Consider the following 14,775-nt stretch of genomic DNA (forward strand, 5'->3'; position numbering starts at 1 on the left):
ACGGACAATCTCCTGTGGCATCACCGATTCATCCGAGAGCTCCGCCCGACCCTGCAGTCCTACCGAGCTGAATAGAGCAACGCTACTGTCGTGTCGGTCGCAGAAAAGATCACAAAAACACTCGACTCATGTGGTTTCTGCGAAAGCCCTTGCCGGACGCACTTCTCCTCCGGCAGCCTTTTGGCTGGTTGTCCGATACCACTCACACTGCTCTCGCGTAGCGTTATTCCTGTCGACGCTGAGCACATGGCTGGAACTGGTCCCCTGACGTGACCCTGCTGCCATCGGATCATCCGATAGCGGGTTCGTCGAGAGCGACTCCGTAGCCGTTGTGCGGTTGCCGTATCTCGATACTTCAAGATGCGCGCCGCTATGTCAACCCTGCGTGATTACGCGACTACGGACCCGTCTTTGGCGTGCCCGAAGCGCCGTCTAGCTGCCGATAGGGGACGGCCCGCCGATCGATGGCTGCCCGTAGTAACGCGGAGGTCGGCGTGAACTGTGTTTGGCGTCACACGACGCGGAGAGAGTGGATGGCGCGAGCTCGAGCGCCCTTACCACTGCCTTTCGAGAATATGTCGATTGTTTCGACAATGCATCGGATGCATTTGCCCAGGTGGTTCCGCCCGTCGGCTGGCCCCTACCGGAACGGGGCCGCGTCCCTCATTCGAGATTCGCGTCTTTAGTTGACTCCCGTCAGGAAGCCGGCGCCATGGTACGACCCGGCGACGCAGTGTGGAGTGCGCGGGATTCGCCGCACTGGAATTCCATGCCATGTCCGTGCGGGCCACGGATGCCAGGTGGGATTCGCATCCACTGCGCCAGCCCGCTACGGCGAACGCCACAACGGCATTGCCATCCTCTCCGTTTCGGTAGTGGTGCGCCGTCGCCGCGATCGTCGAGCCGCGACGACACAGCGACGCGCGTCCTGAGGGGACCGCGGATCGACCGCGCTAAAGAATGTCGACCACCCACCTTCCTGGAACTTCCGCCCACTGCGACCGACCAACACGTCAGCGGACCCCGACGGCGCGGTTCTTGTCGTCGCGGAGGAGGCCCGGCTGGTCGCCTGGGTACGAGCGGCGCGGCTGGGTCCGCCGGGCGAGCTGACCCCGTTCCCCTACGGCGACGAGCGGTTCGGCCGGTCCCGCCGCACCGATCTGGCGCTCGAGACGTTGGTGAGGAAGCTCGGCTGCCGGGCGGCCCCGGCGTCTGCCGCGGGTTCTTTCCGATCATCGCCCTGTCGGCGGAAGCGCCCTGTCGGCGGAAGCGCCCTGTCGGCGGAAGCGCCCGGTCGGCCTCGCCGCGCCCGGCCGAGGCCACCGCCGCAGGCCTCGGCCGGGCACCCATCGCGCTGACCAGGGCTCTTGTTGTCGGCAGGTTGAGCCGGGGCGAACGGATAACGGTCGGGTAACGAGCCCTTCCCAAGGAGTTCGTTGCTCACATAGCGTGCCGGAAGGCAGGAGGTCAGACCTCCATCCTCATGCCTCTAGCCTCGGCGAGGTGAGTACGCAGGTGCAGGAAATTGCCCCCCGCTACGACGGGTACCGGTCTTTCGACTATCTGGAGCCAGTGGTCGACTACAAGGTGTTCGACCTGGCGCCCCAGCTCGGTCGGGTGCCCGCCCACGATCTCGGCCTGACCGACGACCAGCACGACCGTGTCGCCCGGCTGCTTCGTGAGCAGATAGCCATCTCGTTGCACGAACACCCGAAGATCCTGCCGGCGGACGTCACTCAGCTGCGCGACTACAACCGCACCGGCCGCAACGCCTTCGGCTTCGAGGGCCTGGCCCGCTCCGGCATGACCGCGGTCTTCGACAACTTCATGAACGGCACCGGCTGCGTGACCAGCGAGCACGCCTGGAAGTGGGACGACGTCATCTACGACATCGGGCTGCGCTTCGCTGACGTCGCCAAGCAGGACCACGTGGTGCTGGCGACCACGCTGGAACAGATCCTCGCCGCCAAGCGCAACGGCAAGCTCGCCCTGGTGGCCGGCCTGGAGGCGGCCACCATGATCGAGAACGAGCTGGACCGCATCGACATCCTCTACGGCTTCGGCGTCCGGCAGATGGGCATCGCCTACAGCCAGGCGAACATGCTCGGTTCCGGTCTCTCCGAGCGCACCGACGGGGGGCTGACCCACTTCGGGCGGCGGGCGGTGACCCGGATGAACAAGCTGGGCATCGCCATCGACGTGTCGCACTCCGGTGACCGGACCTCGCTGGAGGTCATCGAGGGCAGCAGGGTGCCGGTCTTCATCACCCACGCCGGCGCCCGCACCGTCTGGGACACCCCGCGGATGAAGCCGGACGAGGTGATCCGGGCCTGTGCCGAGCGGGGTGGGGTGATCGGCATCGAGGCCGCGCCGCACACCACCCTGTCGGCGGCGCATCCGCACCATTCGATCGAGTCGGTGATGGACCACTTCACCTACTGCGTCGACCTGGTGGGCATCGACCACGTCGCGTTCGGCCCGGACACCAACTTCGGTGACCACGTCGGGCTGCACGACAGCTTCACCCAGCACCTGGCGATCGGACAGGCCCACGGCGCGGTGGACCACCCCCGGGTGCCGTACGTCTCCGGCATGGAGAACCCGGCCGAGTGTTTCAGCAACATCGTCGGCTGGCTGGTCTCGCACGACTACTCCGATGACGAGATTTCCAAGGTCATCGGCGGCAACATCATCCGCGTTCTTCGGGAGGTCTGGTGACCACGTCCAACAACCGCCGTCCCGGTCGGTGGCGGTTCGCCGCCGCGATCGGCACGGCCGCCGCGCTGGTGCTCTCCGGCTGTGGCCTCAACGAGTCCGACGACTCCTCCGGTGACAAGGCCGGCGGCGGCACGGTGCTGCGGATCGGCACCACCACCGACGTCTCCAACTTCAACCCGCTCCAGTCGTTGAGCAAGACCGACTCCTGGATCCTCAACGCGATGTACCCGCACCTGCTGCGGATCGACGAGAACGCCAAGAAGGCGCCGGAGTTGGCGAAGGACTACAGCTACGAGGACGGCGGCAAGACCGCCGTGTTCCACCTGCGCGACGACTTCACCTGGAGCGACGGCAAGCCGGTCGTGGCCGAGGACGTCAAGTTCAGCGCCGAGCAGATCATGAAGTACAAGCTGGGCAACGTCGCCGCCAAGCTGACCTGGGTCACCTCCGTCGAGGCGCCGGACGCCACGACGGTGAAGTTCAAGCTCTCCCAGCCGTACGCGCCGTTCGCCGAGGGCGTCGGCTTCTGGATGTCGATCGTGCCCAAGCACGTCTTCGAGTCCGCCGGCGACCTGTCGAAGTTCGCCAACGACGCCGACTGGGTCGGTGCCGGACCGTTCGTGCTCGACAGCGCCACCAAGGGCCAGCGCTACGTGATGAAGCGCAACGAGAAGTACCCGTTGGCACCGGGGGGCAAGGCCGCCCTGAGCCAGGTCGAGTACCGGATCTACCCGGACGTCAACACGATGATGCTGGCGCTGCGCAACGGCGACATCGACCTGATGGGTACCCCCGTGCCGGCCTCGGCGGCGAAGACCTTCGAGAACGACGACAAGATCAAGTTGCAGAAGGTCGGCGCGCTCGGCTTCGCCCACCTGACGTACAACATGAACAACAAGGACCTGGCGAAGCAGGAGGTCCGGCAGGCGCTGTCGATGGCGGTCGACACCAAGGCGATCATCGCCTCGGTGCTGCAGGGCGACGCCCAGCAGATGGCCGGCCCGATCTCGCCGATCTTCGCCGACTACGACAACCCCGAGGTCCAGCCGTACCCGTTCGATCCGGCCGGAGCGAAGGCGAAGCTGTCCTCGGCCGGCTACCGCGACGGTGACGGTGACGGTCTCTTCGACAACCTCACCCTCGGCGTGGCCTGCGACCAGTCCAACGCCAACCTGACCCGGGTGGTGCAGCTGTTCCGGGAGAGCGCGGCCAAGGCCGGGATCAAGCTGGAGAACCAGTGCGTGGAGCGGAACACGTTCCTGTCCCGCACGAAGAACGGCGAGTACGACATCGACGCCTCGCAGTGGGGTGTCTTCGACAACCCGATGGACCAGCTGCGCAGCACCTACCTCTCCAGCAACCCGGGCGGGATCAACTACAACCTGCTCAAGTCCCCGGAGATGGACGGGCTGATCAACGACGCGGCGGCCACCACCGACAAGGACGCCTTCGCCGAGAAGATCAAGAACATCGACAAGGTGGTGCACGAGCAGGCGTACCTGACTCCGCTCTACGTGGAGAACTTCCAGTTCGCCTACAACGCCAGCAAGTTCACCGGTTTCGTCGCCTCGCCGTCGGACCTGCTCGGCATGGTCACCGCCTACTCGCTGGCCCAGGTCAAGCCGGCCAGCTGACCGGCTGACGACGCAGAAGGGAGGGGTCCCCCGTGGCACGCTTCGTGCTCAGCCGGGCGGTGAAGGCCGTCCTGACCATCTGGATCGCGATCACCGCGACGTTCTTCCTGCTCCGGCTGCTGCCGGGGGACCCCACGACCCTCATGGTCGAGGGGGACATGACCCCGGAGATGCAGGCCGCCCTGCTCAAGACGTATGGCCTGGACCGGCCACTCTGGGAGCAGTACGTGTCGTACCTGCGCGAACTGACGCAGGGCAACTTCGGCATCTCGTTCCGGCAGATCCAGCCGGTCACCGACATCCTGGTCGAGCGACTGCCCTGGACGCTGCTGCTGGCCGGTACGGCGTTCGTGGTCACCATCGCCGTCGGCATCCCGATCGGGGTCTACGCGGCGGTGCACCGGGGCCGCTGGCCGGACAAGGTGCTCCAGGTGCTCGGCATCGGCGGGCACGCGCTCTTCGTGCCCAGCGTGGCGATGCTGCTGCTGGTCTACCTGGGTGCCCGGCTCGGCTGGTTCCCGATCGGCGGGGCGATCGACCCGGACACCAGGGGCGCGGCGGCCTACGCCAGCCTCGCCCACCATCTGGTGCTCCCGGTGCTCTCGCTGGTGCTGGTGCAGCTCGGTCCGTACGCGTTGACCCTGCGTACCAACATGATCGAGGTGCTCGGTGAGGACTACATCCGGGCCGCCCGGGCCCGGGGCCTCGCCACCCGTCGCCGCGTGTGGAAGCACGGTCTGCGCAATGCGATCCTGCCGGCGCTGACCCTGATGGGGCTGCAACTCGGCACCCTGGTCGGCGGCGCCGTGCTCACCGAGACCGTCTTCGCCTACCCCGGCGTCGGCCGCCTGATCTTCGAGGCGGTCGGGCAACGCGACTATCCCGTGCTGCAAGGAGCGTTCATCATGCTCGCCGTCACCGTCGTGATCGCCAACTCGCTGACCGACCTGCTCTACGCCGTCCTCAACCCCAGGATCCGGCTGTGAGCGCGAGGAGTGCAGCGCAGCGGAGCCCCGCAGTCGCGAGGCGAAAGGGAAGCCCTGTGAGCGCGAGGAGTGCAGCGCAGCGGAGCCCCGCAGTCGCGAGCGAAAGGGAAGCCCTGTGAGCGCGAGGAGTGCAGCGCAGCGGAGCCCCGCAGTCGCGAGCGAAAGGGAAGCCCCGTGAGCGCGCCGGTGTTGACCGAGCAGACCGTGGCGGTCCAGGAGGTCGGCGTCCGGCCGGCCTGGCGCAGCTACCTGCGCCAACCCTCCGCCCTGGTCGCGGTAGCCGTCCTGGTGGTGATGGTGGTGCTCGCGGTCGCCGCGCCGCTGATCGCCGACGAGCCCGGCGGCACCAGCGCCGACGTGCTCCAGTCCCCGTCGGGACGGCACTGGTTCGGCACCGACGACCTGGGGCAGGACATCTTCGCCCAGGTGGTCTGGGGCACCCGGACCAGCCTGATGATCGGGGTGGCGGCCTCGTTGATCGCGCTGGTGCTCGGCACCGCGATCGGACTGGTCTCGGCGTACTTCCGGCCGGTCGACGCGGTCGGCACGGTGATCACCGACGTGATGTTGGCGCTGCCCACCCTGCCGCTGATGATCATGCTGGCGGCGGTGGTCAGCCCGAGTGTCTGGACGCTGACCGTCATCATCGGCGTCTTCGCCTGGCCCGAGGTTGCCCGCCTGATCCGCTCGCAGGGGCTGGTGGTGACGGCGATGCCCTACATCGACGGCGCCCGGGTGCTCGGCGCCACCGGTTGGCGGATCGTCACCCGGGAGATCATGCCGGCGGTCGTCCCGCTGATGGTGGTCAGCGTGCTGCTCACCGCCTCCCGGGCGGTCATCTCCGAGGCCGGGCTGAGCTTCCTCGGCCTCGGCGACCCGGACGCCTGGTCGTGGGGGCGGATCCTGCTCAACGCCCAGCGCAGCGGGGTGGTGGCGATCGCCTGGTGGCAGACGCTCTTCCCGTCGCTGGCGATCCTCGCCCTCGTCCTCGCCGCCACGGTCGCCGGCATGCGCTTCAACGACAACCGTGATCCCCGCCGGAACGGAGGCTGACCGCGATGCGGCTGCCCGACAGTTTCTACGCCACGGTCCGGACCCGGCTCAGCGCCGCGCTCGCCGAGCGCGACCTGGACGGCTTCCTGGCCACTGCACCCGCCGACGTCGCCTTCCTGGTCGGTTTCTTCTACATCGCCACCGAACGGCCGGTCTACCTCTGGATGCCACGCGAGGGCGATCCGCTGCTGGTCATCCCGCGCCTCGACGAGGAGTACGCGGCCCAGCAGGAGGTGGCCGTCGCCACCGTCAGCTACGCCGAGTATCCGGGGGTGGTCAGCGCCGAGGAGACCCTCGCCACCGCCCTGTCCGGCCGGCGGGCCCGGCGGATCGGGATCAGCTCCGGCCTCTCCGTCGGCGCGGTGGAGAAGCTGGGCCGGGCCATCGGCGGGGCCAGCCTGGTGCCCACCGACGCGGTGGCGAGCCTGCGGCTGACCAAGTTCGCCGAGGAGATCCCGCTGCACGAGGCGGCGGCCCGGATCTGCGACGACATGCTCGCCGCCGGTCGGGAGCTGATCGCCGACGCGCTGGCGCGGGGCACGGAGTTGCCCCGCGAGGACGAGTTGGCCAGGCATGTGATCGGGTACGGCACCGACCGGATGTACGCCGACTACGAGCGGGTCGTCTACACCACCAAGGTGGCCGGCGGGCTGGTCTACGCCGGCCCCAACTCGGCGCTGCCGCACGGGTTGCCGACCCGGCGGCGGATCCAGCCCGGGGACACCTTGATCCTGTCGCTGGGCGCGGCGGTGGCGAGCCGGTTCGTGGAGAGCGAGCGGACCTTCGTCGTCGGCGAGCCCACCGCCGCGCAGCGCCGCTACTACGAGGCCGACCGGGAAGCCCAGCAGGTGGGCACCGAGGCGATGCTCGCCGGCCGGACCTGCGCCGAGGTCAACCGGACCTGCCTGGACGTGCTGCGCGGGCACGGGCTCGGCGAGTTCATCAGGCACCGGCAGGGGCACGGCATCGGCCTACAGAACCACGAGCCGCCCTGGGTGGCCGACGGCGACCACACCGTGCTCGCCCCCGGGATGCTGCTGTCCAGCGAGCCGGGCGTCTACGTGCCCGGCCACGCCGGCTACCGGATCTCCGACACCGTCCTGGTCACCGAGACCGGCCCGCGCCGGCTGACCAGCTATCCGCGCGACCTGGAAGCCAACGTCATCGAGGGGGTCCGATGAAGATCAATGGTGCGGAGCTGGTGGTCGAGGCGTTCGGCCCGACGGACGCTCCGGCGATGATCGTGCACCACGGCGCACCCGGGCTCGGCTCGCGGTCGGAGCCGAAGCGCTCCTTCGGGCCGTTCGCCGACCGGTTCCGGGTGATCGTCTTCGACGCGCGTGGCTCGGGGGAGTCCAGCGACGACGAGCCGTTCACCCACGAGCAGTGGGTGGCCGACGTCGACGCCATCCGGGAGCACTTCGGCTACGAGAAGATCGTGATGGCCGGTGGCTCGTACGGCGGTTTCATCGCGCTGGAGTACGCGGTCGCCCACCCCGACCGGGTCTCCGCGCTGGTCCTGCGGGACACCGCCGCCGATACGGCGCACGACCACCTGGCCGTGGAGCGGGCCCGCAGCACCGACCGGACGGTGATCCCGCAGTGGGCGATCGACCGGATCGGCACCGGCCGTTTCGAGAGCAACGAGCAGCTCCGCGACTACTGGCAGGCGATCCTGCCGCTCTACGACCACCAGCACGACCCGGCGAAGGACGCCGCCCGGCTGGCCGCCACCCGGTTCCACTACCGCACCCACAACGCGGCCTTCGGGCAGAACATGCCGCGCTACGACCTGAAGCCGAAGCTGCCGCAGATCACCTGTCCCACCCTGGTAACCGTCGGCCGGCACGACTGGCGTACGCCGGTGGCGGCCTCGCAGGTGATCGCCGACCTGATCCCGGACGCCCGGCTGGTGGTCTTCGAGCACTCCGGGCACTCGCCGCAGTTGGAGGAGGCGGAGCTGTTCCAGCGGGTGGTCCGCGACTTCCTCCACGAGGCGGGGGTCGGCTGATGGACCCGCTGCTACAGGTCACCGATCTGTGGGTCTCGTTTCCCGGGGCGAGCGGACCGGTGCGCGCCGTCAACGGGGTGTCGCTGACCCTCCAGGCCGGCCGGACGCTGGCCATCCTCGGCGAGTCCGGCTCGGGCAAGAGCGTCACCGCCCAGGCGGTGATGGGCATCCTGGACTCGCCGCCGGCCCGGATCACCGGCTCGGTCACCCTGCGCGGACGGGAACTGCTCACCCTGACGCCGAAGCAACGCGACCGGGTCAGCGGCGAGGAGATCGGCATGGTCTTCCAGGACTCGATGGCCGCGCTCAACCCGGTCTTCACCGTCGGCGACCAGCTCACCGAGCTGCTCCGGGTCCGCCGCGGGATGTCCCGCGCAGACGCCCGCCGCCGCGCGGTCGAACTGGTCGACCGGGTCCGCATCCCGGCGGCGAAGGACCGGCTGCGCGACTATCCGCACCAGTTCTCCGGCGGGATGCGGCAGCGCATCATGATCGCCCTGGCGATCGCGCTGGAGCCGGCGGCGCTGATCGCCGACGAGCCCACCACCGCCCTCGACGTCACCGTGCAGGCCCAGGTGATGGAGCTGATCGCGGAGATCCAGCGGGACAGCGGAATGGCCCTGCTGCTGATCACCCACGACCTGGGGGTGGTCGCCGAGGTCGCCGACGACGTGGCGGTCATGTACGCCGGGCGGATCGTCGAGCGGGGCACCGTCGAGCAGATCTTCGACGGACCGGCCCACCCGTACACCGAGGGGCTGCTCGCCTCGATGCCCCGGATCGACCGCCGTGACGAACAGTTGTACGCCATCCCGGGAGCCCCGCCCAACCCGGCCCGGCTGCCCGGCGGCTGCCCGTTCCACCTGCGCTGCCTCCGGCTGACCGAGGAGTGCCGCATCGTGCTGCCCCCGCTGGAGCCGCTGCCCCTGGGCCGGGCCAGTGCCTGTCACCACCGTACGGAGGTGCTGCATGCCACCCGGCGATGACGTCGTGCTGCGGGTCGACGGCCTGGTCAAGCACTTCCCGCTCAAGGGGCGGGTGCCACTGCGCCCCGGCGGGGTGGTGAAGGCCGTCGACGGAGTCTCGTTCGACCTGCGTAGGGGGGAGACCCTGGGGGTGGTCGGCGAGTCCGGCTGCGGCAAGAGCACGCTGGCCCGGATGCTGGTCGGGCTGGAGCGCCCCACCGCCGGTGAGGTGCGCTTCGGCGACGCGGTGGTGCACCGGGCCCGGGGCCGGGAGCTGCGGGCGCTGCGCCGGCGGATCCAGATCGTGCTCCAGGACCCGTACACCTCACTGAACCCGCGCCGCACCGTGCGCGACATCCTGTTGCAGCCCTTCGAGATCCACCCCGACGTGCTGCCGAAGGCCCGCCGGCTGGACCGCATCCGTGACCTGCTCGACCTGGTCGGGCTGGACGCGAGCCTGCACCTGGACCGCTACCCGCACCAGTTCTCCGGCGGCCAGCGGCAACGGATCGGCATCGCCCGCGCGCTCGCCCTGCAACCCGACGTGATCGTCTGCGACGAGCCGGTCTCCGCGCTCGACGTGTCGGTCCAGGCCCAGGTGGTCAACCTGCTGGAGCGGCTCCAGGAGGAGCTGGGCGTGGCGTACGTCTTCATTGCCCACGATCTGTCGGTGGTGCGGCACATCTCCGACCGGGTGGCGGTGATGTACCTCGGCAAGCTGGTCGAGACCGGCCCCGGCACGCCCCTCTACGAGCAGCCCCGCCACCCCTACACCAAGGCGTTGCTGTCGGCGGTGCCGGTGCCGGAGCCGGCCCGCCGGGTCGCCCGGCAGCGGATCCTGCTCGCCGGTGACCCGCCCAGCCCGGTGAACCCGCCGTCGGGCTGCCGGTTCCGCACCCGTTGCTGGCAGGCGACCGAGACCTGCGCGACCACCGAGCCGCCCCTGCTGGCGATCGGCTCCCGCCCGGCCGACGCCGACCCGCACACCCCGTCGACGTCGGCCGCCGGGCATCCGGTCGCCTGCCACTACCCGCTGGCCGCCTAGTGCGCCGGTGGCGTCGTACCCGTCCCTGAAGGAGAGAGCCGTGCTGCAAGAATCCGCGCCGAGGTACCGGGGCCACAAGTCCTACGGGTACCTGGAGCCGCACTCGGACTACCGGGTGTTCGACCTGGCGGCTGAGGTCGGCCGAGTGCCCGAGCACGACCTGGGCCTCACCGAAGCGCAGCGGCAGCGGGTCACCCGGCTGCTGACCGAGCAGATCGCCATCTCGCTGCACGAGCATCCGGTGGTCCTGCCCGAGGACGTCCGGGAGCTGCGCGCCTACAACCGGACCGCGCGGCAGCGCACCGGCTACGAGGGGCTGTCCCGTTCCGGGCTGACCGCCGTCTTCGACAACTTCATGGCCGGCGCGTCCTGCGTCACCAGCGAGAACGGCTGGAAGTGGAACGACCTGGTCTACGCGGTCGGGATGCGCCTGAGCGACCTCTACAAGCAGGACTTCGTGGTGCTGGCGACGTCGCTGGCCGACATCCACGCGGCCAAGCGGGACGGCCGGCTCGCCCTGGTCGCCGGCCTGGAGTGCAGCAGCCCGATCGAGAACGAGCTGGACCGCATCGACATCCTCTACGGCTTCGGCGTCCGGCAGCTCGGCATCGCCTACAGCCAGGCGAACATGCTCGGCGGTGGGCTCTCCGAGCGGGTCGACGGCGGGTTGACCCACTTCGGGCGGCGGGCGGTGGACCGGATGAACAAGTTGGGCATCGCCATCGACGTGTCGCACTCCGGTGACCGGACGTCGTTGGAGGTGGTCGAGGCGAGTCGGGTGCCGGTCTTCATCACCCACGCGGGGGCCCGTGCGGTGTGGGACACCCCGCGGATGAAGCCGGACGAGGTGATCCGGGCCTGTGCCGAGCGGGGTGGGGTGATCGGCATCGAGGCCGCGCCGCACACCACCCTGTCGGCGGCGCATCCGCACCATTCGATCGAGTCGGTGATGGACCACTTCACCTACTGCGTCGACCTGGTCGGCATCGACCACGTCACCTTCGGCCCGGACACCATGTTCGGTGACCACGTGGGCGTGCACAACACCTATGCCGCGAACTACGCCCACGACGCCGGCAACCGCCCCGAACACCCCCGGGTGGAGTACGTGTCCGGGGTGGAGAACCCGGGCGAGGCGTTCGGCACCATCGTCGGCTGGCTGGTCTCGCACGACTACTCCGATGACGAGATCGCCAAGGTGATCGGCGGCAACACGATGCGGGTGCTCGAACAGGTCTGGTGAGCCGTCGTCGGCCCTGGGCTGGGTGCGCGACAACAACTACTACACTCCGCGTACGCCGCGGCCGGCGGCGCGGAGCGAAGAGGTGATGGTGGATGGCGCGGCGCGAGACCGCACTCCAGGCCGCGCAGGGCCGGTTGATGGAGCTGATCGGCAGCGAGTTCGGCCCCGGCGACAAGCTGCCCAACGAGCGGGAACTGGCCGATCTGCTGGAGGTCAGCCGCGCCACCGTCCGTGAGGTGCTCGGTCAGCTTGCCGCCGAGGGAGTGGTCAAGCGGACCTGGGGCATCGGCACCTTCGTACACGAGCCGGCTGGCCGGGTGCCGGTCTCGCTCGGTGACGTCACCGCCCTGCGTGACCGGATCACCGCCTCCGGTCACCGGCCCGCCCTGACCGACGCCGGGGTCAGCCGGTCGACCTGCCCGGTCGACTGCGCCGAGGTGCTCGGGCTGACCCCGGGCGATCCGGTGTGGCGGGTCGAGCGGCTCTTCACCGTCGACGGAGTGCCGGCGGTCTGGATCCGCGATCACCTGCCGCTCCAGGTCGCCGGCCAGAACCTGGACCCGTCCGGCCTGGTGAGCATCGACCTGGATATGTTCGAGTTCCTGGCCAACGCGACCGGGATGCCGGTGCGCCGGGCCGAGATCGAGTTCGCGGCGGTGCTCGCCGACGAGGTCGCCACGGGTCGACTCGGCGTGCCCGCCGGGCATCCGCTGATCAGCGCGACCCAGATCGGCTACAACGCCCAGGGGGTGGCCCTCTTCCATGGCCACATCACCGTCCGTACCGATGTGTTGACCCTGCGGATCAGTCGGGTCGGCTGACCGGCCGCGCGGAGCCGGCACGGCGGGCGCGCCCGGCTCGCCGGTCCCGTTGCCTGAGTGTCCCTGTTCAACCGGCAGAGCGCTGACCTGCCCACTTTTGCCCGTGATCGGACTACACAATCAACTGTCCCATAGCTGACACCACTGTCGTGGCCGGCTGCCGTTTCGGCCGGTAGACGACCAGGTCACCGTGGGTGATCGGGTCGGGGAACCCGCTGTTCACCCGGCCATCTATTCCGCTTGATGGATCTCGCCTATCTTGCCACCCAGAAGTGCGTCTGAGGAGGCAGCATGTCGGGACCGCTCGACCGCCGCACCATCCGATCGAGGGTCTGGGCAGGTGCTCGGCTGCGATCCACCGCGATGCTCGCCACCCTCGTCCTGCTGCTGGCCTTCGCCGTCCGGGCAGACCTGCCGGACATGGTCCCGGCCTCCGTCTCCTGCGACTCCGTCGGCTACGCCTACGACGCCGCCGGGCAGCTGGCCGGGGTACAGGACCAGGCCGGTCGGACCGCCCGCTACCGGTACGACCCCACCGGCAACACCACCTCGGTCGCCAACGACGGCACCCCCGCCCCCGCCCTGGCCCTGCTGTCGGTGGTGCCGGCCCGCGCCGCCGTCGGTGCCGAGGTGACCCTGGAGGGCGGCTGCTTCTCCACCGTGGCGGCCGAGAACACCGTCGCGTTCAACGGCGTCCCCGCCACCGTCACCACAGCCACCGGCCGGCGTCTGGTCGCGCGGGTCCCCGCCACAGCGACCACCGGCCTGGTCACCGTCACCGTCGGCGGGGCCACCGCGACCAGCCCGCAGTCCTTCGTGGTCACCGGGCCGGACGAGTCCGCGCCCACAGTCACCGCCGTGTCCCCCTCCGTCGTGGCGCCCGGCGGCACGGTCACCGTCACCGGCACCGGCTTCGCCACCCAGGCAGCCGAGAACGCCGTCACCCTCAACCGCACCCGGGCCTTCCCCTCGACGGTCGCCGCCGGCAGTCTGACCGTCGAGGTGCCCGCCGGAGTCGCCTCCGGCCGGATCGGCGTGCGCACCGTCCACGGCAGCGGCGACGGCGCGGCCGACGTGTTCGTCGCGCCTGCCCCGTACACCGTCGCGGACGTGGCGCACACCTCCCGGACCACGCTCGGCACCACCACGGCGGTGTCGATCCCGAGCGCCGGCGACATCGCGCTTGTCGTGTTCGACCTGGCGGAGGGGCAGCGGGCGAGCGTGCAGCTCGCCGACGGCACCTTCGGCTCCTGCGGCATCTCCACCGCCAAGCTCCTCGACCCGTTCGGGCGTACCGCGGCGTCGGCCGGGTGCGTGGGGGCCACCGGCTTCATCGACACGGTGACGGCCCGCACGGCGGGCACGTACACACTGCTGTTGGCGGCGGCGAGCACGGCCACCGGCTCGGTCTCCGCGACCGTGCGGGGTGTGCCGGCCGATGCCACGGCGGGCACCACGGCGGGCGGGGAGGCGGTCACCGTCACCACCACCGTGCCGGGGCAGAACGGCGCGGTCACCTTCGCCGGCAGCACCGGCCAGCGGGTCTCGGTCAAACTCAGCGGCGGCACCTACGGCACCTACAACGCCGCGGTGACGCTGCGCAGGCCGGGCGGCGGCACTGTCGTCTCCAACGGCTCCTGCGGCACCGCCTGTTTCCTCGACACCACAGTCCTGCCGACCGAGGGCACGTACACCCTCGTCGTCGACCCGCAGTCCACCGTCACCGGGACGATCACCGTCCAGGTGTACGACGTGCCGGCCGACGCCGTGGTGGCGGCGACGCCCGGCGGCCCGCAGGTGACGGCGACCACGACGGTGCCCGGCCAGAACAGCGTCATCTCGTTCCCCGGTACGGCCGGACAGCGGATCCTCGTCCAGTTCACCGGCGGCACGTACGGCACCTACAACGCGTCGGCGGTGGTGCGGAAGCCGGACGGGTCGAATCTGACCGGCAGCGGTTACTGCGGCGGCTCGTGCATCTTCGACACCACGGTGCTGCCGGTCGACGGCACGTACACCATCCTGGTCAACCCCGACACCAGCTACGTCGGCGCGGTCACCGTGCAGGTCCACGACGTCCCGGCGGACGCGACGGCGACCGCCACCCCTGGGGCCGGCGCGGTCACGGTGACCACCGCCGTCGGGCAGAACGCCGTGGTCTCGTTCGCGGGCACGGCGGGGCAGCGGGTGTCGGTGCAGTTCAGCGGTGGGACGTACGGGACGTACAACGCGTCGGCGGTGGTGCGGAAGCCGGACGGGTCGAATCTGACCGGCAGCGCGTACTGCGGGGGGTCGTGCT

At 69.9% G+C, this 14,775-nt stretch carries 11 protein-coding genes; all 11 read left to right on the forward strand.

Annotation, left to right across the window (positions count from 1 at the left end; genetic code table 11):
• Nucleotides 1–1,503 precede the first annotated feature (1,503 nt).
• Nucleotides 1,504–2,718, forward strand: a complete 1,215-nt coding sequence (locus AC0AIB_RS10975) for a dipeptidase (RefSeq protein ID WP_465096529.1) — start codon at nt 1,504–1,506, stop codon at nt 2,716–2,718.
• The gene (locus tag AC0AIB_RS10980; protein ID WP_328345370.1) at nt 2,715–4,352 is read left to right on the forward strand and encodes an ABC transporter substrate-binding protein; all 1,638 of its coding nucleotides are present in this window, start codon (nt 2,715–2,717) and stop codon (nt 4,350–4,352) included. Before AC0AIB_RS10975 ends, AC0AIB_RS10980 begins: the two co-directional genes overlap by 4 nt.
• A 32-nt stretch (nt 4,353–4,384) precedes the next feature.
• Nucleotides 4,385–5,338: an ABC transporter permease gene (locus tag AC0AIB_RS10985; RefSeq protein ID WP_328345372.1), complete on the forward strand. Its 954-nt coding sequence runs from the start codon at nt 4,385–4,387 to the stop codon at nt 5,336–5,338.
• A gap of 174 nt (nt 5,339–5,512) precedes the next feature.
• Nucleotides 5,513–6,391, forward strand: a complete 879-nt coding sequence (locus AC0AIB_RS10990; RefSeq protein ID WP_328345374.1) for an ABC transporter permease — start codon at nt 5,513–5,515, stop codon at nt 6,389–6,391.
• Between the two features lie 5 nt (nt 6,392–6,396).
• Nucleotides 6,397–7,572 (forward strand): M24 family metallopeptidase, encoded by a 1,176-nt coding sequence (locus AC0AIB_RS10995; RefSeq protein ID WP_328345376.1) that lies wholly within the window; start codon nt 6,397–6,399, stop codon nt 7,570–7,572.
• On the forward strand, nt 7,569–8,402 hold the full coding sequence (locus AC0AIB_RS11000) for an alpha/beta fold hydrolase (RefSeq protein ID WP_328345378.1): 834 nt from the start codon (nt 7,569–7,571) through the stop codon (nt 8,400–8,402). Before AC0AIB_RS10995 ends, AC0AIB_RS11000 begins: the two co-directional genes overlap by 4 nt.
• Entirely contained in the window at nt 8,402–9,388 is a 987-nt protein-coding gene (locus AC0AIB_RS11005; RefSeq protein ID WP_328345380.1) for an ABC transporter ATP-binding protein, read from the forward strand. The genes AC0AIB_RS11000 and AC0AIB_RS11005 overlap by 1 nt, the downstream gene beginning before the upstream one ends.
• On the forward strand, nt 9,372–10,412 hold the full coding sequence (locus AC0AIB_RS11010) for an ABC transporter ATP-binding protein (RefSeq protein WP_328345382.1): 1,041 nt from the start codon (nt 9,372–9,374) through the stop codon (nt 10,410–10,412). Before AC0AIB_RS11005 ends, AC0AIB_RS11010 begins: the two co-directional genes overlap by 17 nt.
• A gap of 40 nt (nt 10,413–10,452) precedes the next feature.
• The gene (locus AC0AIB_RS11015; RefSeq protein ID WP_328345384.1) at nt 10,453–11,655 is read left to right on the forward strand and encodes a dipeptidase; all 1,203 of its coding nucleotides are present in this window, start codon (nt 10,453–10,455) and stop codon (nt 11,653–11,655) included.
• Nucleotides 11,656–11,747: 92 nt separating this feature from the next.
• Entirely contained in the window at nt 11,748–12,476 is a 729-nt protein-coding gene (locus AC0AIB_RS11020; protein WP_328345386.1) for a GntR family transcriptional regulator, read from the forward strand.
• A gap of 291 nt (nt 12,477–12,767) precedes the next feature.
• Nucleotides 12,768–14,775: IPT/TIG domain-containing protein (locus AC0AIB_RS11025; RefSeq protein ID WP_465096530.1), on the forward strand; the 2,008-nt coding region annotated here is incomplete at its 3' end.

It is taken from the genome of Micromonospora sp. DSM 43699, from assembly GCF_055517075.1.

Coding starts and splice junctions, on each gene's coding strand:
- AC0AIB_RS11005 (WP_328345380.1), top strand. CDS start 8,402: ATGGACCCGCTGCTACAGGTCACCGATCTGTGGGTCTCGTTTCCCGGG.
- AC0AIB_RS11010 (WP_328345382.1), top strand. CDS start 9,372: ATGCCACCCGGCGATGACGTCGTGCTGCGGGTCGACGGCCTGGTCAAG.
- AC0AIB_RS10995 (WP_328345376.1), top strand. CDS start 6,397: ATGCGGCTGCCCGACAGTTTCTACGCCACGGTCCGGACCCGGCTCAGC.
- AC0AIB_RS11000 (WP_328345378.1), top strand. CDS start 7,569: ATGAAGATCAATGGTGCGGAGCTGGTGGTCGAGGCGTTCGGCCCGACG.
- AC0AIB_RS11020 (WP_328345386.1), top strand. CDS start 11,748: ATGGCGCGGCGCGAGACCGCACTCCAGGCCGCGCAGGGCCGGTTGATG.